This is a genomic window from Ruegeria sp. AG7 (assembly GCF_056541545.1).
The window spans coordinates 38,373-54,717 of sequence record NZ_JBQFYP010000012.1 but is presented as its reverse complement, the minus strand read 5'-3'; the positions used below and the strand labels follow the sequence as shown (position 1 = coordinate 54,717).

The window sequence follows — 16,345 nt, the reverse complement described above, 5'->3', positions numbered from 1 at the left end:
TCAGCGCGACCGCGCAAGCATCGCCAGACGAATCATTGCGCGCTCGACCAGTGCCATTGAGGGGGCGGTCTGTCCGGCGGATCGCAGGGAGAGGTCGGTATCCGTCAGAACGCTCAGAGCAGTTTGCAGCTTGGGCGCGCCCCAGCCCTGTGCCTGACGCAGAATACGGTCACGCCGTTTGCCGTAAACCGGCGGACGCAACTTGCCGATACCCTGCGCCGCACCACCGGGATCCGAGGCGCAGGCATAAAGGGTGCGGAAATGCCGGGTTGCCCCAATACACAGAGTTACCCCGTTGGTACCCTGTGCCTGCAACCGCCGGATCAGCGGTCCGATCTCACCGGCGCGGCCTTCTGCAACCACGTTCAGCACGTCGTCAAGCGCCGCCTCGGTCGAACGCGGGGCGCAGGCTTCGATGTCTTCCATGGTCAACTCAGAGTTGTCGCCGCGCTTGTAAAGCGACAGTTTCTCAATGGTTTGGGTGAAGTCACCGGGGCTAAGACTGTTGGCCAGTTCGCTGATGGCAGACATGACATCGCGGGGGATGTTATTCAGGTGCGCCTCAGTCAGAACCCGCTCGACCTCTGCACGCGATGGCGGGTCGTCATAAATGCCTATCGCATAGGCCGCAGGATGCCCCTCGAACGCTTTGCGGATTTTTGAGTTTGGTTTCAGCTGACCAGCCGTCACGAAGATCTGAGCGTCGCCGGGGGTCCAATCTTCAAGTGCGGCCAGAATCGCAGGCGAGGCGGTTTCGGTGGCGTCTTCCACAAACACCGCGCGCGGGCCGGGGAAAAACCCAACCGCCTTGACCGCGTCCAGCAGAGACGCCGGATCGCCGCGCAAGTCGCCACCCGGCAGGCGGGTCAGGCGCATTTCCTCATCCGCACCAGGACCAAGCAGGGCGGCCAGAACCTGCTGCCGTTTAAGCGCCACCCGCATGGCATCCGCACCATAGATCAGCAGCCCGGTCTTGTCCGAATCCGGCTTGGCGAAATACCCGTCAGCCTCGCGCGGGCTCAACTTCATTTGGACAAGCCCGGTGTTGAATACAGGCGGTTCACTATATGCCCGGACAGGATCACCATCAGGCGTTCTTTCGCATCGCGTTCGTCAGCCAGCGTCGACACGGTAGAGCCCGAAGCAGAATAGCCCACAAAATCGGTTACGGTGCCGGATGCTGCGACTTGCCCGGTCTCATTGGATTTCAACGCGTATTGGGCCCGTCCATCAATCGTGTACCGCGTTGTCTCGTTCGTCGTGGTGATGGCCGCGCCGCGGGTTTCGGTCGAGACCTGAACATCCAGAGCGTAATCGCTGACAGAGCCCGCGCTGCGGCCCAGTTGCTGTTCAAGGTTCTGAACCAGAAGATAGCTTTCAACGGTATTTGGCGCAGATACCGCCACCCGACCGAACAAGGCAGAGCCCGACCCACCCGGAGCATAAACCGGTTGAAAGCCGCAGGCAGCCAGCGCCAGCGGCATAACAAGCAATGTTCTGCGATCAAACAACGACATTCACGATCCGGCCCGGAACAACGATAACTTTCTTCGGCGCGTTGCCATCCAGCGCCTTTTGGACAGCTTCGGTGCTGAGCGCGATATTTTCAACCTCGGCTTTGTCCATATCTTTTGGAACGCTGATTTCCGCGCGACGCTTGCCGTTGATCTGGATCGGCAGGGTGACGGTGTCATCAACCAGCATCGCTTCATCCGCGACGGGCCACGGGGCGACAGCCACAAGGCCCTCACCGCCCTGATGCGCCCAGATATCTTCCGCCAGATGTGGCGTCATCGGCGACATCAACTGGGCCAGTGTTTTAATTGCCTGTTTCTGAGCCGCCGCACCGGCCTTGGATTTTGCCAGTGTATTGGTGAAGGCGTACAGTTTGGCGATGGCTGCGTTGAAGCCAAAGCTTTCGACACCCAATGTCACGTCGCGGATGGTTTTGTGCATCTCGCGCAACAGATCCTCATCGCCTTCGCCCGCTGCATCGGCGTCCATGGCGCCGATCCTGTCACACAGGTTCCAAACGCGATTCAAGTGCTTATAGGCGGCTTCGGCCCCTGCCGCCGTCCATTCCACGTCCCGCTCGGGTGGCGAATCGGACAACACGAACCAGCGGGCCGTGTCGGCCCCAAAGGCCGAAATGATGCTGACCGGGTCGACCACGTTTTTCTTGGATTTCGACATCTTGGCTGAAGGGATGATTTCGACCTCTGTGCCATCGGCCAGTTTGCCGTTGGTTACATCCTCGGGCAGGTGATAGACCGGGCGGCCGTTGGCGTCGCGCGTCTGGTAAATCTCATGCGTCACCATGCCTTGCGTGAACAGCGCGTCGAACGGCTCGATGGCCTTCTTCGGCAAGTGCCCGGTGAGGTGCATCGCCCGCGCAAAGAACCGGGAATATAGCAGGTGCAGAATCGCGTGCTCAATGCCGCCGATATACTGGTCGACATTCATCCAATACTCGGCCTCAGCCAGATCGGTGGGTGTTTCCGCACGCGGAGCGGTAAAGCGCGCGAAATACCACGACGAATCGACGAAGGTATCCATCGTGTCGGTTTCGCGCTTGGCCGGAGCACCGCAGGAGGGGCAGGAACAATCGCGCCAGGTCGGGTGGCGGTCCAGCGGGTTGCCGGGTTTGTCGAATGTGACATCGTCAGGCAGGCGGACCGGCAGGTTTTCCTTTTTCTCGGGCACCACGCCGCAGCTTTCGCAATGCACGACGGGAATCGGACACCCCCAATAGCGCTGACGGCTGAGGCCCCAGTCCCGCAGACGGTATTTGGTGACACCCTCGCCCCAACCGGCTTGTTCAGCAAAATCGACGGTGGCGTTGATGGCTTCTTCGCCTGTCGCTTCGGTCAAACCGGCAAAGTGGTTCACCCAGCGGACTTTCTCGGTTTTCGGCGGGACGAATGCGATTTTGTCGACCGGCGTGTCGTCATCCAGTGCAAAGAATGTGTCGACCACAGGAAGGCCGTATTTGCGGCAAAAGTCGAGGTCACGCTGATCATGCGCAGGGCAGGCAAAGATTGCGCCCGTGCCGTAATCCATCAGGATGAAATTGGCGATCCAGACCGGCAGTTCCCAACTCGGGTCCAGCGGGTGCTTGACCTTGATGCCTGTGTCAAAGCCCAGCTTTTCGGCGGTTTCTATGGCTTCCTCAGTGGTACCACCTTTGCGACATTCGGCCACGAATTCAGCCACTTCTGGATTTTCGGCTTCAAGCTGTTTTGCGATCGGGTGATCGGGCGAGATGCCAACGAAAGATGCGCCCAGCAGCGTGTCGGGCCGGGTTGTATAGACGGTGATCGGATCGCCGCCGTCTGTGCGTTCAAAGCCGAATTGCAGACCACGGGATTTGCCGATCCAGTTCTCCTGCATCAGGCGCACTTTGGCGGGCCAGTTGTCCAGAGTGTCCAGCGCATCCAGCAATTCTTCGGAATAGTCCGAGATCTTGAAGAACCACTGGGTCAGCTCGCGTCGCTCTACCAATGCACCCGAACGCCAGCCACGACCATTTTCAACCTGCTCGTTGGCCAGAACGGTCATGTCGACCGGGTCCCAGTTCACCACAGCGTTTTTGCGATAGACCAGCCCGGCATCGAGCATATCGAGGAACAGCGCCTGTTGCTGGCCGTAATACTCGGGGTCGCAGGTCGCGAACTCACGAGACCAGTCGATGGACAGGCCAAGTGGTTTCATCTGGTCGCGCATGTCGGCGATGTTGCTGTAGGTCCAGTCCTTCGGATGACCCCCGATGGCCATCGCGGCATTTTCCGCAGGCATCCCGAATGCGTCCCAGCCCATCGGGTGCAGCACGTTATGGCCCGTCGCCAGCTTGTGCCGGGCGATCACGTCACCCATCGTATAGTTGCGCACATGCCCCATATGGATTCGGCCAGACGGGTAGGGAAACATCTCAAGCACATAGTATTTCGGCTTGTCCGCCTTGTGGTTAGCGGTGAAGATCCCGGCCTTGTCCCAGGCCTCCTGCCATTTTGCTTCGATTTCAGTGGCCGAGTAGCGCGACATTGTGCGGTCCTTCGTGAATGAAAACGCCGGGTAGGAACCCGGCGTGGTAATATTGTGATTTTCGTCGGGTTGCTAGAACTTGTTGTCTGCTATGCGTAGTTGCCGGGCGCGCGACAGAATCGCATCCTCGACTGCGCGGGATGTTGCCGCACTCACAGGAGCCCCCCCGCTTGATTGCAGCGCAACCGACAAAGAGCGCGCGGCAAGCGCCGGATCGCTGATATGAACAGTTGCCCGGTAGGATCGGCCGCCGCCCGGAGGCGTGCCATAACCCGTTACGATTACACCGGTAAACGGATCAACCTCTTGCACTGGCAGGAAGCTCAGCACATCCAGCGAAGCCGCCCAAAGATACCGGTTCACGTTTGTTGTCTGTTCGGCGGTGCTGCGGTCAAAGATGTCCCAGATAGTTGCCCGCTCGGGGTCATTCAGCTCCTGTTCGTCCGAATTGCCGCCAGCGATGTTGGGGGAGTATGTTGTTGAAGCGTTTCGATTCTGCCCACATGCTGAAAGAGCAGCGGTCAGCAGGATCATTCCCAAAATCGTCGGCAGGCGCATTGCAAACAGGTCCTGTTTCACATGTTCTACAGTATTCAGGGGATACTCCTAGCCAAGGACCCCCGCTGCAACAAGCCCATTCTTCTGAAATGTAAGTGTATCAGCTGCATCGGGGCGAAAACTGACTGTGGCATCCTTGCACCAATTTGACCTCAATGACGCTGACGTCTTTATGCCAAGCTTGCGCAAAGGGGGCAAAAAGAGCGAAACGGTGTCCGTGCTGAGACATGTGCCGAGGCATATGTCGAGTAGATAACTCTTTTGAAACCGAGGGAAACAAGATGAAAAAAGTTCTCTTCGCATCGACGGCGCTGATCGCGACCGCAGGCGTTGCAGCAGCTGAAGTTAACTTCAGCGGTTATGGCCGCTTTGGTATTGGCTACGTTGAAGATCGTAGCGGTACCGTTGTAAACATCCAGACAACCGGTACCGCGACAGGCGTTGGTACTGCTGTTGTTCAAACTGACGACGCGATCCTGGTCTCGCGCTTCCGTCTGAACATCGACGGCATTGCAGAAACCGACGGTGGCGTTCGTTTCGAAGGCCGCGTTCGTCTGCAAGCTGACGAAAACAGCAGCACCGGCGAAGCAAACTCTGCCGGTCTGAACGGCGCACGCTTCTCGGTCATCTACGGTGGCCTGCGTGTTGACGCCGGTAACGTTGCAGGTGCCTTCGACAACCTGGCAAACTACTACGGCAACGAAGTAGGTCTGGAACTGTTCGCAGGTCAGTACTCGGGCGTTGACTACAGCTTCCTGGGTTACTCGTCGACCGGTTCGGGTTCGAACGCCGTGTTCTTCCAGTACTCGGTTGGTGACTTCTCGTTTGGCGCATCGTACGACCAAGCGACTGTAGCTCTGAACGGTGCACCTATTAGTGCAGACCGTTGGGACATCAGCGCAACCTACACCTTCAACAACATCACAGCTGCTTTGGCCTACGGCCAGACCGACGCTGGTGTTGCTGGTGTAAGCGATCCGAGCCTGACCGTTCTGACCCTGGGTGGTGAATGGGGTGACTTCGGCGGTACTCTGTTTGTTGCAGACGACGCAACTCAGGTTGCAGCAACTGACGGCACCGCATGGGGTCTGTCGGCAACCTACAACGTTGGCGCCGCAACAACCCTGATCTTCGCTTACGGCGACGGTAACGCGTCTGCTGATACTCAGCAGGTTGCTCTTGGCGCGATCTACGACCTGGGCGGCGGTGCATCGCTGCGCGGTGGTATCGGTGTCAACGACTGTGACAGCTGCACAGACTCGACCATGGTTGCTGACTTCGGTGCTCAGTTCAACTTCTAAGCTGATCTGAACCGCAAGGTTTAAGGGCGGGTCTTTGGACTCGCCCTTTTCTTTTGCGCCGACTTGGTGTTTTTCTGCGCAAAACAGGATGAGGGTCCCATGTCGCTGCAAGACATCACCGCACGTATCGCCAAAGCCGAAGCCAGGTCGGACAGACCGGCTGGTTCTGTCAAACTGATTGCCGTGTCCAAAGTGCAGCCGAATGAAAGGGTGCAGGCGGTTCTTGAGCAGGGGCACAGATGTTTTGGCGAGAATCGCGTGCAGGAAGCAGCAAGCAAGTGGCCCGCGTTCAAAGAACAGTTCGAGGGTATTGATCTGCACCTCATTGGCCCGTTGCAGACCAACAAGGCCCGTCACGCGATGGAACTGTGCGATGCGATCCATTCGGTAGATCGACCCAAACTGGCCAAGACACTGGCGCGTTTGGCACAGGAAATGGGAACCTGTCCGGACCTGTTCATTCAGGTCAACACCGGTGAGGAAGACCAAAAGGCCGGTATCCTTCCTGCGGACGCGGATGGTTTCATTGCCGAGTGCAGGTCATTGGATCTGCCTGTGTGTGGATTGATGTGCATTCCCCCGGTCGATGAAGAGCCGGCTTTGCACTTTGCGCTATTGGCCAAAATCGCCGCACGCAACGGGCTTGATGGATTGTCTATGGGAATGAGTCAAGATTTCGAACAGGCCATCGCCCTTGGCGCGACACATGTGCGCGTTGGCTCGGCCATCTTTGGCGAACGGGTTAAACCTCAGGAATGATCAGCCGTGATCCGGGGGCAATGCGCCCTGCGATCCAGTGCAGATGATCCCGGCGAAAGGCAATGCAGCCTTCGGTTGGATAACCGGGTCTGCGCCATTGGTGCAGAAAAATCGCTGACCCTCTGCCCGGAACCGCGTTTGGCCAGTTCCAGTCGGTCAACAGAATCAGATCATATAACGGGTCGGCGCGGCGCAGCTTTTCGTGGCTGAATGCATAGGGTGCGCTGACCATGTGGTTGTATCTGCTTTCAGACACGTCGTCAGACCACAAGTCCCGTGGGCCAATGGCACGGGCCCATTTGCTGGGGGCGGCCATTCGGTCGGCCCGGTACAGCATACCGACGATTCGATGATGTCCAGTTGGGGTCGCGCCATCGCCTTCGCGTTTTGCGTTGCTCAACCCGCCTTTGCCCACGGAGCAAGGGAACTCCCTGCCAAGAAACCGGATGCCGCGCGGGGTCAGAACAAGATCGCCTGGGGTCAAAGCAGATGCCCTGATTTCTTGGCCTTGGTTGCCAGGTATCCCCGGTTGTGAGAGGTTTCGCCAACCCTCAGAGGGACACGCTCGGTTACTGCGATACCTGTTCGCTCCATCATGGCGATCTTGGCCGGGTTGTTGGTCAGCAAGCGGACAGAATTGAAGCCCAGCGACTTCAATATGTCCGACCCAAGCCGAAAATCGCGCTCATCGTCCTCAAAACCCAGCCTGTGGTTCGCCTCAACAGTGTCAAAACCCTGATCCTGAAGGAAATAGGCGCGCATTTTGTTGGCCAGACCGATACCGCGCCCTTCCTGATTCAGGTACAAAAGAACGCCTGCACCTTCTGCCCCCATCTGTTCCAGGGCACCGCGCAGTTGCGGGCCGCAATCACATTTCAGGCTTCCCATCAGATCGCCGGTGAAACAGGCAGAATGCAATCGGGCCAGCACAGGCTTGTCGCGGTCCGGGCGTCCGATCTCGACGGCGTAGTGCTCTTCACCACCGTCTTCAGGTCGGAAGACGTGCAACCGGCCTGCTTCGGACACCTCCATCGGAAGGCGGGCCGCGACGACTTCGTGCAAAGTGCTGCGATCCGCCAGATGAGGTGTGGCGCGCGTGTGATCAATGCATGTCAGACCGTGCGACGCGGCAAATGCCCTGCCGTCCTCGACAGGTACCACGACCACAGCGGGAAGGATGCGCGCGGATTTGGCCAATGCAATTGCGATACGGTGGAGATTGGCATTACCGTGCCGCTCGGTCATCAACGGGCCCTTCATGGGCGCGTTCAGATCGTCGGAAGGATCGGCAACCGCCTGTACCCATGCGATATCCGCATCCGCCGGGATCGATACACGCGCCAGATCCCCGTCGTACGCCCGCGCTTTCAGGGTTTCAGCACGTCGCCCAGTTATGGCCACCACCGGACTCCCTAGTTTTTTCAGGTCGGCCAGACGCTGCGGGCTGAGCGTTTCGGCAGAAACCGCAAGCACGCTGAAGCTGCTGTCATCAGTCAGTGCAACGGGAACGCCCATGCGCAGATCGGCCCGGGCCCGGGCGAGAAGTTCCGTGATGTCGGGGATGAGACTCATCAATGTTACCCTATAACGCTCAATCTTTCTCCTAGCTCTTTCGAAAGGAAATGTGAAACATTTCCGCGAACTCTGACACGAAGGCGTGAAACGGTTGCAGCAAATCTTGTTGATTGCATATTCCACGCGCAAGTGATGGAGAAGCGTTTGGAGGACCGGGAAATGGCTCAACTCAAGAAAATCCTGCTAGTGGACGATGATGAGGATCTGCGCGAGGCGCTCAGCGAGCAACTTGTCATGACCGAAGACTTTGACGTGTTCGAGGCGTCGGACGGTCACTCTGCCATGGAGCGCGCGCGCGAAGCGATCTATGATCTGGTCATTCTTGATGTGGGTCTGCCGGATACCGACGGGCGCGAACTGTGCCGCCTCATGCGCAAACAGGGTGTCAAAAGCCCGATCCTGATGCTGACCGGTCATGACAGCGATGCCGATACGATCCTGGGCCTGGATGCCGGCGCGAATGACTATGTCTCGAAACCATTCAAATTCCCGGTGCTTCTGGCACGCATCCGTGCGCAGCTTCGACAGCACGAACAATCCGAGGACGCTGTATTTGTACTTGGCCCCTATACGTTCAAACCGGCGATGAAGATGCTGATCACGGAAGAGGACAGAAAAATCCGCCTGACCGAGAAGGAAACCAACATCCTCAAATTCCTGTACCGCTCGACTGACGGCGTGGTGGCGCGGGATGTGCTGCTTCACGAAGTTTGGGGATATAATGCCGGTGTTACAACGCATACGCTGGAAACCCACATCTACCGCCTGCGTCAGAAGATTGAGCCCGATCCGTCAAATGCGCGCCTTTTGGTCACAGAATCCGGTGGATATAGGCTGGTGTCTTAACTGGGTGTGGATTGACTTGGATCAAAGTGATACCCTGTACTCATAATTAGGTTACTCCCAACCCGCGCATGTCCGGGTTATGACATGCACCTCCCTGTTGGACTGCCGGGCCGAATGGCCCGGCTTTTTTCTTTTCTGAAGGGCGAGATCATGCGCCGCCTATACCGTCACAGGCGTTGCGGAATCCATTTTGTTCCTGTAATGTTCTAATTCTTGCGAAAGGTTGGAGGAGCGCGTGATGATCGAAGGAAGCTGTTTGTGCGGGGCGGTGAAGTTTAACCTGAAGTCTCAACCATCCGTGATGGGAACCTGCCATTGTTCAAGATGCAGAAAAGCCGGGGCCAGCACAGTCGTATTTGTCAACAAAGAAGACTTGGTGTGGGTTCGGGGAAGGGAAAACGTAACGCTGCACCAGCCTGATCCGCCTTACAAATACGGCAGGTGTTTCTGCACGAAATGCGGGACATCTTTGGGCGAAATCACTTCAGAAGCAGACAGTTTTCCAATCGCTGCAAACGCATTGGATACTGGGTTAAAGCAGAAAGTTCAGTTTCACGAATTTATTTCGGAAAAGCCGGACTGGTACGAGATTTGCGACGATGCCCCCCAAAATGAAAGCCACCCGTCCTAGCTTTTCTTTTCTGATGGCACCCCACCCCCCACCGCGTTAACCTTCGCCAAATCGCGACAGAGGAATCCTCGCCATGCCATTCACACTTGCCACCTGGAACATCAACTCGGTCCGACTGCGCGAACCTATCGTGCTGAAACTGTTGGAAGAAGAGGCACCGGATGTTCTGTGTTTGCAGGAATGCAAGTCTCCGGTTGAAAAGATCCCGACCGAAGGGTTCGCGGAGCTGGGCTATACCCACATGATTGCCCGTGGCCAGAAAGGATATAATGGCGTCGCCATCCTGTCCCGCCTGCCGATAGAGGAGGTGGGCGACATGGATTTCGCAGATCTCGGCCACGCACGCCACATAGCCGGGCGGTTGGAGAATGGTGTCACGATCCACAACTTCTATGTCCCCGCTGGCGGTGATGTGCCAGATCGTGAAGTGAATGAGAAATTTGGCCAAAAGCTCGACTATCTCACGGGCATGCGCGATTGGTTCCACGCAGAAAAGCCGGAAAAATCCATCCTCGTCGGCGATCTGAACATTGCCCCGCGTGAAGATGACGTCTGGTCACACAAACAATTGCTCAAGATCGTCTCGCACACTCCGATTGAAGTGGAACATCTGGCCGAGACCCAGGACGCGGGTGGTTGGGTCGATATCACCCGGCAGGATATTCCCGAAGGGCAGCTTTTCAGCTGGTGGTCCTACCGGGCCCGCGACTGGGATGCGGCAGACAAGGGGCGGCGGCTGGATCATGTCTGGGCCACGCCCGATATTTCGAATGCGGGCCATTCCAGCCGTATTCTGCGGGATGCGCGTGGGTGGGAGAAGCCCAGCGACCATGCGCCGGTCTTTGCGACTTTCGACATTTGAACTGAAACTCTGCCCTTGGTTTCTGCGACAAGCGATTGCATATAGAGCGCAAGTTCGAACGAAAGAGTGATTGCCATGGACATCCTGAACGGCGCAGCCGCCCCAGCCACCGATCTGATCAAGGACGGGACCGAGGCCACTTTCATGGTCGATGTGGTCGAAGCTTCGCAGGAAACGCCTGTTATCGTTGACTTCTGGGCACCCTGGTGCGGCCCGTGCAAGACGCTGGGCCCGATGCTGGAAGACGCTGTTACCGCCGCCAAAGGCGCGGTGAAGATGGTCAAGATCAACGTGGACGAGGCACAGATGATCGCCTCGCAAATGCGCATCCAGTCGATTCCAACGGTCTACGCGTTTTTTAAAGGGCAACCCGTGGACGGTTTTCAGGGCGCGCTGCCGGGGTCCGAGATCAAGGCTTTCGTAGACCGCGTGATCGAGGCGTCAGGTGGGGAAAGCCCCGGTGGTCAATTGGATGACGCGGTAATTGCCGCCGAAGAAATGCTGAGCGAAGGCGCAGCGGCAGATGCCGCGCAGACTTTTGCCGCCGTTCTTGGCGAAGACCCGAACCACGCGGCAGCATATGGCGGGCTGGTGCGGGCACATATCGCCACTGGCGATCTGGAGCATGCCGAGGCCATCCTGAACGGTGCACCGGCAGAAATATCCAACTCGGCCGAGGTCGAGGCTGCGCATGCGCAATTGCAGCTGGCCAAGCAAGCGGCTGATGCAGGTCCGGTGGCTGATCTGACAGCGGCCGTTGATGCAGACCCCGAAAATCTTCAGGCCCGGTTTGACCTGGCACAGGCATTGCATGCGAACGGCGAAGTGGAAGAAGCCGTGGCGCAATTGCTGGAATTGTTCCGCCGGGATCGTGAGTGGGATGACGGGGCCGCCAAGACCCAGCTTTTCACGATCTTTGATGCGCTCAAGCCCAATGACCCGATCGTTCTGAACGGTCGCCGCAAACTCAGCTCGATGATATTTGCCTAATTTCTGATCAGAGCTAGAATTGGGACATGATGCATCCCGCCGATCTGCCGGACACCGTATCCGTTTTCCCCTTGCCCGGGGCGCTGTTGTTGCCCCGCTCGCGCTTGCCGCTTCACATCTTCGAGCCGCGCTATTTGCAGATGCTGGACGATGCGCTCAAGACCAAGGAACGGCTGATTGCGATGGTCCAGCCAAATCCTTCGGCCCATGATGAGAACAAACTGCACCGCATCGGATGCGTCGGACGTGTGACCCAGTTTTCCGAAACGGAAGATGGTCGTTATCTGATCACGCTGACCGGTGTGTCCCGGTTCCGCGTGGTGTCAGAGTTGGACGCTTTCACGCCATACCGGCGATGCGAAGTCTCGTGGGACGGCTTTGACAGGGATCTGGGCAAGGCCGAAAACGACGACAGATTCAACCGCACCAAGTTCCTGGCTTTGCTGGAACGCTTCTTTTCGTCCCGGCAATTGTCCACCGATTGGGATTCGCTGAAAGATGCCGAGGATGAATTGCTGGTGAACTCGCTGTCCATGTTGTTGGACTTCGATCCGGAAGATAAACAGGCCCTGTTAGAGGCCCCTTGCCTGCGCACACGGCGCGAGACGCTGATGACATTGATAGAATTCGCAATGCGAGGCGGATCGAATGAGGAAAAACTGCAATGACTGACCCTGAACACGCCTTTGATCGCCGCATGCTCGAAGCTCTTGTCTGCCCGCAGACGCAAACGACCCTGCGCTATGACGCCGAAAGGCAGGAACTTGTGTCACAGGCCGCAGGTCTGGCATTTCCCATCCGCAACGGCATTCCGGTCATGCTGGTCGACGAGGCACGGCAGCTGGACTAAATTGGCTGCCCTTGCAGCAGCTTGGGCAAATCTCCGGTCAAACCGGCGGCTTCGCGGACGAAACCGCGCCGCAACCCCGGCAGTGCGCCGACAATTCCCATACCAACGTCTCGCCCAATGCGCAGCAACGGGTTGTCGTTCGAGAACAGTTTGTTGAAAACATCCGTTGCCATCGCAAGAGCAGCGGTGTCGAACCTGCGCCATTCCTGATAGCGTTCCAGCACCATAAGCGACCCGATGTCTTCGCCGCGCCGCCCTGCCAAGGTCAGAACCTCTGCCAGCGCGCCGACATCACGCAGACCGGCGTTAAGGCCCTGACCGGCAATCGGGTGCATCCCGTGGGCGGCATCCCCGACCAGTGCCAGACGATCAGCGACAAAGGAATTGGCGATGGTCAGGTTCAAAGGATAGGTGAAACGATCTCCTGCCAGGCGGATTTCACCTAGGAAATCGCCGAACCGTGGGCGTAGGACTTGCAGATAGTCGCCCTCGGGCAGGGCGTTGATCTGTTGCGCGGCCTTGGTGCGTTCGCTCCATACAATGGAACTGCGATTGCCGGTCAGCGGCAGAATCGCCAAGGGGCCTGGCGGCATGAAGAACTGATGGGCAATGCCGTTATGCGGCAGCTCGTGTTCAATTGCGCAGACAAGTGCGGTCTGGCCATACTCCCAACCTGTGCGCTTGATACCTGCGCGGCGCGCGGTGCCGCTGTGGCGGCCGTCACACCCAACCAGCAGGCTGCTGTTCACAGTCGAACCATCGTCCAGCGTCACGGTCACTCCAGTGGTGTCGGCTTGTTGCGACACAACAGTCTTGCCACTCAGCTGAGTGATGCGGGGCTCATCAGCCATAGCGTCCAGAAAGGCGCGGCGCAGGTGACGGTCTTCGACCATATACCCCATCGGGCCTTCTTCTATTTCGGCGTGGTCGAAATGCATGAAAAACGGTGACGGGCCTGTACCGGCGTGGCCGTCTGTGACCTTGATCTCCAGCATCGGTTGGGCGTGTTCCGCAACGCGGTCCCAGACACCGATGGCAGCCAGCAAGCGCTGTGACGCCAAGGCCAGCGCATAGGCTCGCCCGTCGAATGCCGCATTCTTGCGGACCTTCTCTTCCAGCGCATCAATCACTGTGACCGAATGTCCGGTTTGTGCCAGAGCCAATGCCAAAGCCGGGCCGTTCAGCCCGCTGCCCACGATCAGAATGTCAGATGCCTGTGTCATGCCCTGCAATATGCGCGCCCTTTCGGGATTGTCCATGTGCAGTCCTGTCGCTACCGTTCTTTCAAGCCAAAAAGCAGGAGGGGGCGGGATGCAGGATTGGTTGACCATGACGGCGTGTGATTTGGGCCGTGGAATTGGGATGGGCCAGATCGATCCGGTTGAATTGACGGAAACCTACCTGTCCGCAATAGACGCCCATCCGCACCGCGACCGCATCTATGCCCGCGTCACCCATGACCGCGCCCGCGCCGAGGCCGAAGCCGCGCAGCAACGCGCGAAGATGGGATTGCGGCGGTCGTTGCTGGATGGGGTTCCCATTAGCTGGAAAGACCTGTTCGACACCGCTGGTACTGCGACCGAGGCCGGGTCGGCGCTTTTGAAAGACCGGGTGCCGGACGCGGATGCACTTGTGGTACGCAACGCAACCCAGATGGGAACGGTCTGTCTGGGTAAGACGCATATGAGCGAGCTGGCCTTTTCCGGCCTTGGATTGAACCCGATCACTGGTACGCCGCCTTGCATTGACGATGAGGACGCCGTGCCTGGCGGTTCATCTTCAGGCGCGGCGGCTTCGGTTGCGTGGGGTTTGGCAGCTGGGGGTATCGGGTCCGATACTGCTGGGTCAGTACGCATCCCATCGGCTTGGAACAATTTGGTTGGACTAAAAACCACCGCCGGGCGGATAAGTTTGGAAGGGGTTGTACCTCTGCGCCTTCGGTTTGACACGGTGGGCCCTTTGGCGCGCTCAGTTGAAGACGCAGCACATATGCTGGCTTTGCTTGAGGGCGGAACGCCTGCCGATCTGCGAGGTGCAAACTTGAAAGGCCGCCGTTTTGCAGATTTGCAAAACGTGGTTAAAGACGATTTGCGCGATGTACCGCGAGTCGCTTATGAGGTTGGTTTGGAACGACTTCGAGACGCAGGCGCAAAGGTTATACCTCTTGAGGTTCCCGAACTTCACAACGCAATGTCCCTGTCTAGTGTTGTCGATCCCACTGAATCGTACGGACTGTGGCGAGATGTGATCGAAGCGAATCCTGATGTAATGTATCCTCCGATACTGGAACGGTTCCGGGCTGGAAAAGACGTATCCGGTCCGGACTACGTCGCTGCGTGGTCGAAGCTGGAAGCCTGTCGCGCGGCATGGGATACCGCCACCGCCGGGTTCGATGCCGTTCTTGCGCCAACCGTTCCCAATCTGCCACCCAATCTGGACCGGTTGATGACCGATCACGACTATTACGTGACTGAAAACCTGCTGGCCCTTCGCAATACGCGGATCGGCAACCTGATGGGGCTTGCGGCGCTGACCCTGCCCACCGGAACGCCCTGTTGCGGGCTGATGATGATGGGGTATCCGAACTCGGAAGAGGCCCTGTTGCGGTTGGGGTCAGCGGCAGAATCGGCATTGGCCTGAATGCCACAATCCACTGATTCGGAACCTCTTTGTCTGGACGAAGAGGTATGCGGGCTGTAATCTGCCAAAAAAACGGGGCGCAAATGACCCCGATATTGAGGCAGTAATATGGATTTCCCCGAGCGGTTTTCGAACCTACCGGAATATGCATTCCCGCGTTTGCGCGCCCTGTTGGATCACCATCAACCGGGCGGTGACGTCGTTCATATGACGATTGGCGCACCCACGCATGACTTTCCGGCCTGGGTGACGGATGTCATCATGGAAAACGCGGCCGGGTTTCAGGGCTATCCGCCGAACGAAGGCTCGGAAGACCTGCGCGGTGCAATCACGGGCTGGATCAAGCGGCGCTATGGGGTCGAAATGGACCCTGACACCAACGTCATGGCGCTGAACGGCACACGTGAGGGGCTGTATAATGCGGCCATGGCGCTGTGCCCGGAACAGAAGAATGGCAAACAACCGATCATCCTGTGCCCGAACCCATTTTATCAGGTCTACATGGTCGCGTCGATTTCGGTGGGTGCGCAACCTTATTTTGTCCCTGCAACCGCTGCGACAGGTCATCTGCCGGATTATTCCAGCCTGTCCGAAGATGTGCTGAACCGAACTGCGGTGGCTTATGTCTGTTCCCCGGCCAACCCGCAGGGTGCAGTTGCGTCGCGTGACTATTGGGCTGACCTGATCCGTCTGGCCGAGGCTTACGATTTCCGCATTTTTGCCGACGAGTGCTATTCTGAGATTTACCGTGACCAAGCCCCGACAGGGGTTCTGACTGTCGCGCAGGAACTGGGGGCTGATCCCGAACGGATCACGCTGTTTAATTCCTTGTCCAAACGCTCGAACCTGGCCGGTTTGCGTTCGGGCCTGATTGCAGGTGGACCAAATTCCATCAGCCAGGTGAAAAAGCTGCGCACCTATGCCGGGTCCCCACTGCCTTTGCCCTTGCAAGCCGCCGCCGCGCGCGTCTGGGCGGATGAGATACATGTCGAGCAAAACCGCGCGCTCTATCAGGAGAAATACGCCATTGCTGATGAGGTGTTTGCGGGCGTGCAAGGTTACATGTCGCCAGAGGCCGGGTTCTTTCTGTGGTTGCCGGTCGAGAATGGCGAGGACGCGGCATTGAAGGTTTGGAAGGAAACCGGGGTTCGGGTTCTTCCTGGCGCATATCTTTCACAAGGCGATCCGGGAAATAACCCGGGCGAAGGCTTTATCCGGGTTGCATTGGTAGCCCCAAAAACAGAGTTGCAGCGTGGTCTGATCACACTCCGCGACTGCATCTATACGTGAGG

17 protein-coding genes are annotated in these 16,345 nt (G+C 58.0%); 10 read left to right on the top strand and 7 right to left on the bottom strand.

The window, feature by feature from the left end:
* The 4 genes from holA to ACR0BF_RS15290 form a co-directional block, all read right to left on the bottom strand.
* Positions 1–1,029, bottom strand: coding sequence for a DNA polymerase III subunit delta (gene holA / locus ACR0BF_RS15305; RefSeq protein ID WP_480625246.1), 1,029 nt, complete (start codon positions 1,027–1,029; stop codon positions 1–3).
* Entirely contained in the window at positions 1,026–1,517 is a 492-nt protein-coding gene (lptE, locus tag ACR0BF_RS15300; protein ID WP_480625245.1) for an LPS assembly lipoprotein LptE, read from the bottom strand. Before lptE ends, holA begins: the two co-directional genes overlap by 4 nt.
* Complete coding sequence (leuS, locus tag ACR0BF_RS15295) at positions 1,504–4,041, bottom strand: leucine--tRNA ligase (RefSeq protein ID WP_480625244.1); 2,538 nt, start codon at positions 4,039–4,041, stop codon at positions 1,504–1,506. Before leuS ends, lptE begins: the two co-directional genes overlap by 14 nt.
* 72 nt (positions 4,042–4,113) lie before the next feature.
* Positions 4,114–4,599 carry a DUF3576 domain-containing protein gene (locus ACR0BF_RS15290; protein WP_480476837.1) on the bottom strand — a complete coding sequence of 162 codons (486 nt, stop codon included), beginning with the start codon at positions 4,597–4,599 and terminating at the stop codon, positions 4,114–4,116.
* Between the two features lie 281 nt (positions 4,600–4,880).
* Between ACR0BF_RS15290 and ACR0BF_RS15285 the strand changes: the two genes are divergently transcribed.
* Positions 4,881–5,900, top strand: a complete 1,020-nt coding sequence (locus ACR0BF_RS15285; RefSeq protein ID WP_480625243.1) for a porin — start codon at positions 4,881–4,883, stop codon at positions 5,898–5,900.
* 99 nt (positions 5,901–5,999) lie between these two features.
* Positions 6,000–6,659 carry a YggS family pyridoxal phosphate-dependent enzyme gene (locus tag ACR0BF_RS15280; RefSeq protein WP_480625242.1) on the top strand — a complete coding sequence of 220 codons (660 nt, stop codon included), beginning with the start codon at positions 6,000–6,002 and terminating at the stop codon, positions 6,657–6,659.
* On the opposite strand, the gene ACR0BF_RS15275 is transcribed toward ACR0BF_RS15280, so the two are convergent.
* Together ACR0BF_RS15275 and ribA are read right to left on the bottom strand one after the other, a co-directional pair.
* The gene (locus ACR0BF_RS15275) at positions 6,643–7,143 is read right to left on the bottom strand and encodes a L,D-transpeptidase family protein (protein ID WP_480625241.1); all 501 of its coding nucleotides are present in this window, start codon (positions 7,141–7,143) and stop codon (positions 6,643–6,645) included. The genes ACR0BF_RS15280 and ACR0BF_RS15275 overlap by 17 nt on opposite strands.
* A complete protein-coding gene (ribA, locus tag ACR0BF_RS15270) occupies positions 7,140–8,231 on the bottom strand; it encodes a GTP cyclohydrolase II (RefSeq protein WP_480625240.1) in 1,092 nt (363 codons plus the stop codon). The genes ACR0BF_RS15275 and ribA overlap by 4 nt, the downstream gene beginning before the upstream one ends.
* Before the next feature lie 162 nt (positions 8,232–8,393).
* Between ribA and ACR0BF_RS15265 the strand changes: the two genes are divergently transcribed.
* The 6 genes from ACR0BF_RS15265 to ACR0BF_RS15240 all read left to right on the top strand — a co-directional run bounded on the left by ACR0BF_RS15265 (position 8,394) and on the right by ACR0BF_RS15240 (position 12,413).
* Positions 8,394–9,080 (top strand): response regulator transcription factor, encoded by a 687-nt coding sequence (locus tag ACR0BF_RS15265; RefSeq protein WP_171724917.1) that lies wholly within the window; start codon positions 8,394–8,396, stop codon positions 9,078–9,080.
* 238 nt (positions 9,081–9,318) lie between these two features.
* Positions 9,319–9,711 (top strand): GFA family protein, encoded by a 393-nt coding sequence (locus ACR0BF_RS15260; RefSeq protein WP_480625239.1) that lies wholly within the window; start codon positions 9,319–9,321, stop codon positions 9,709–9,711.
* 73 nt (positions 9,712–9,784) lie between these two features.
* Positions 9,785–10,573 carry an exodeoxyribonuclease III gene (locus tag ACR0BF_RS15255; protein ID WP_480474141.1) on the top strand — a complete coding sequence of 263 codons (789 nt, stop codon included), beginning with the start codon at positions 9,785–9,787 and terminating at the stop codon, positions 10,571–10,573.
* Positions 10,574–10,648: 75 nt separating this feature from the next.
* Positions 10,649–11,563: a thioredoxin gene (gene trxA, locus ACR0BF_RS15250; protein ID WP_480506417.1), complete on the top strand. Its 915-nt coding sequence runs from the start codon at positions 10,649–10,651 to the stop codon at positions 11,561–11,563.
* Between the two features lie 26 nt (positions 11,564–11,589).
* Positions 11,590–12,231 carry an LON peptidase substrate-binding domain-containing protein gene (locus ACR0BF_RS15245; RefSeq protein ID WP_480484107.1) on the top strand — a complete coding sequence of 214 codons (642 nt, stop codon included), beginning with the start codon at positions 11,590–11,592 and terminating at the stop codon, positions 12,229–12,231.
* Positions 12,228–12,413, top strand: a complete 186-nt coding sequence (locus ACR0BF_RS15240) for a Trm112 family protein (RefSeq protein WP_209504973.1) — start codon at positions 12,228–12,230, stop codon at positions 12,411–12,413. The genes ACR0BF_RS15245 and ACR0BF_RS15240 overlap by 4 nt, the downstream gene beginning before the upstream one ends.
* Here ACR0BF_RS15240 and ACR0BF_RS15235 read toward each other — a convergent pair.
* Positions 12,410–13,672, bottom strand: coding sequence for an FAD-dependent monooxygenase (locus ACR0BF_RS15235; protein WP_480606269.1), 1,263 nt, complete (start codon positions 13,670–13,672; stop codon positions 12,410–12,412). The two genes, ACR0BF_RS15240 and ACR0BF_RS15235, sit on opposite strands and share 4 nt — an antisense overlap.
* A gap of 52 nt (positions 13,673–13,724) precedes the next feature.
* Between ACR0BF_RS15235 and ACR0BF_RS15230 the strand changes: the two genes are divergently transcribed.
* Complete coding sequence (locus ACR0BF_RS15230) at positions 13,725–15,053, top strand: amidase (RefSeq protein ID WP_480625238.1); 1,329 nt, start codon at positions 13,725–13,727, stop codon at positions 15,051–15,053.
* 108 nt (positions 15,054–15,161) lie between these two features.
* Positions 15,162–16,343, top strand: coding sequence for an aminotransferase class I/II-fold pyridoxal phosphate-dependent enzyme (locus ACR0BF_RS15225; RefSeq protein WP_480625237.1), 1,182 nt, complete (start codon positions 15,162–15,164; stop codon positions 16,341–16,343).
* The last annotated feature ends 2 nt before the right edge of the window (positions 16,344–16,345 follow it).

Excerpts from the sequence above, each read along its gene's own strand:
- holA (WP_480625246.1), bottom strand. The coding sequence starts at position 1,029 with ATGAAGTTGAGCCCGCGCGAGGCTGACGGGTATTTCGCCAAGCCGGAT.
- lptE (WP_480625245.1), bottom strand. The coding sequence starts at position 1,517 with ATGTCGTTGTTTGATCGCAGAACATTGCTTGTTATGCCGCTGGCGCTG.
- leuS (WP_480625244.1), bottom strand. The coding sequence starts at position 4,041 with ATGTCGCGCTACTCGGCCACTGAAATCGAAGCAAAATGGCAGGAGGCC.
- ACR0BF_RS15290 (WP_480476837.1), bottom strand. The coding sequence starts at position 4,599 with ATGCGCCTGCCGACGATTTTGGGAATGATCCTGCTGACCGCTGCTCTT.
- ACR0BF_RS15285 (WP_480625243.1), top strand. The coding sequence starts at position 4,881 with ATGAAAAAAGTTCTCTTCGCATCGACGGCGCTGATCGCGACCGCAGGC.
- ACR0BF_RS15280 (WP_480625242.1), top strand. The coding sequence starts at position 6,000 with ATGTCGCTGCAAGACATCACCGCACGTATCGCCAAAGCCGAAGCCAGG.
- ribA (WP_480625240.1), bottom strand. The coding sequence starts at position 8,231 with ATGAGTCTCATCCCCGACATCACGGAACTTCTCGCCCGGGCCCGGGCC.
- ACR0BF_RS15265 (WP_171724917.1), top strand. The coding sequence starts at position 8,394 with ATGGCTCAACTCAAGAAAATCCTGCTAGTGGACGATGATGAGGATCTG.
- ACR0BF_RS15260 (WP_480625239.1), top strand. The coding sequence starts at position 9,319 with ATGATCGAAGGAAGCTGTTTGTGCGGGGCGGTGAAGTTTAACCTGAAG.
- ACR0BF_RS15255 (WP_480474141.1), top strand. The coding sequence starts at position 9,785 with ATGCCATTCACACTTGCCACCTGGAACATCAACTCGGTCCGACTGCGC.
- trxA (WP_480506417.1), top strand. The coding sequence starts at position 10,649 with ATGGACATCCTGAACGGCGCAGCCGCCCCAGCCACCGATCTGATCAAG.
- ACR0BF_RS15245 (WP_480484107.1), top strand. The coding sequence starts at position 11,590 with ATGATGCATCCCGCCGATCTGCCGGACACCGTATCCGTTTTCCCCTTG.
- ACR0BF_RS15240 (WP_209504973.1), top strand. The coding sequence starts at position 12,228 with ATGACTGACCCTGAACACGCCTTTGATCGCCGCATGCTCGAAGCTCTT.
- ACR0BF_RS15235 (WP_480606269.1), bottom strand. The coding sequence starts at position 13,672 with ATGGACAATCCCGAAAGGGCGCGCATATTGCAGGGCATGACACAGGCA.
- ACR0BF_RS15230 (WP_480625238.1), top strand. The coding sequence starts at position 13,725 with ATGCAGGATTGGTTGACCATGACGGCGTGTGATTTGGGCCGTGGAATT.
- ACR0BF_RS15225 (WP_480625237.1), top strand. The coding sequence starts at position 15,162 with ATGGATTTCCCCGAGCGGTTTTCGAACCTACCGGAATATGCATTCCCG.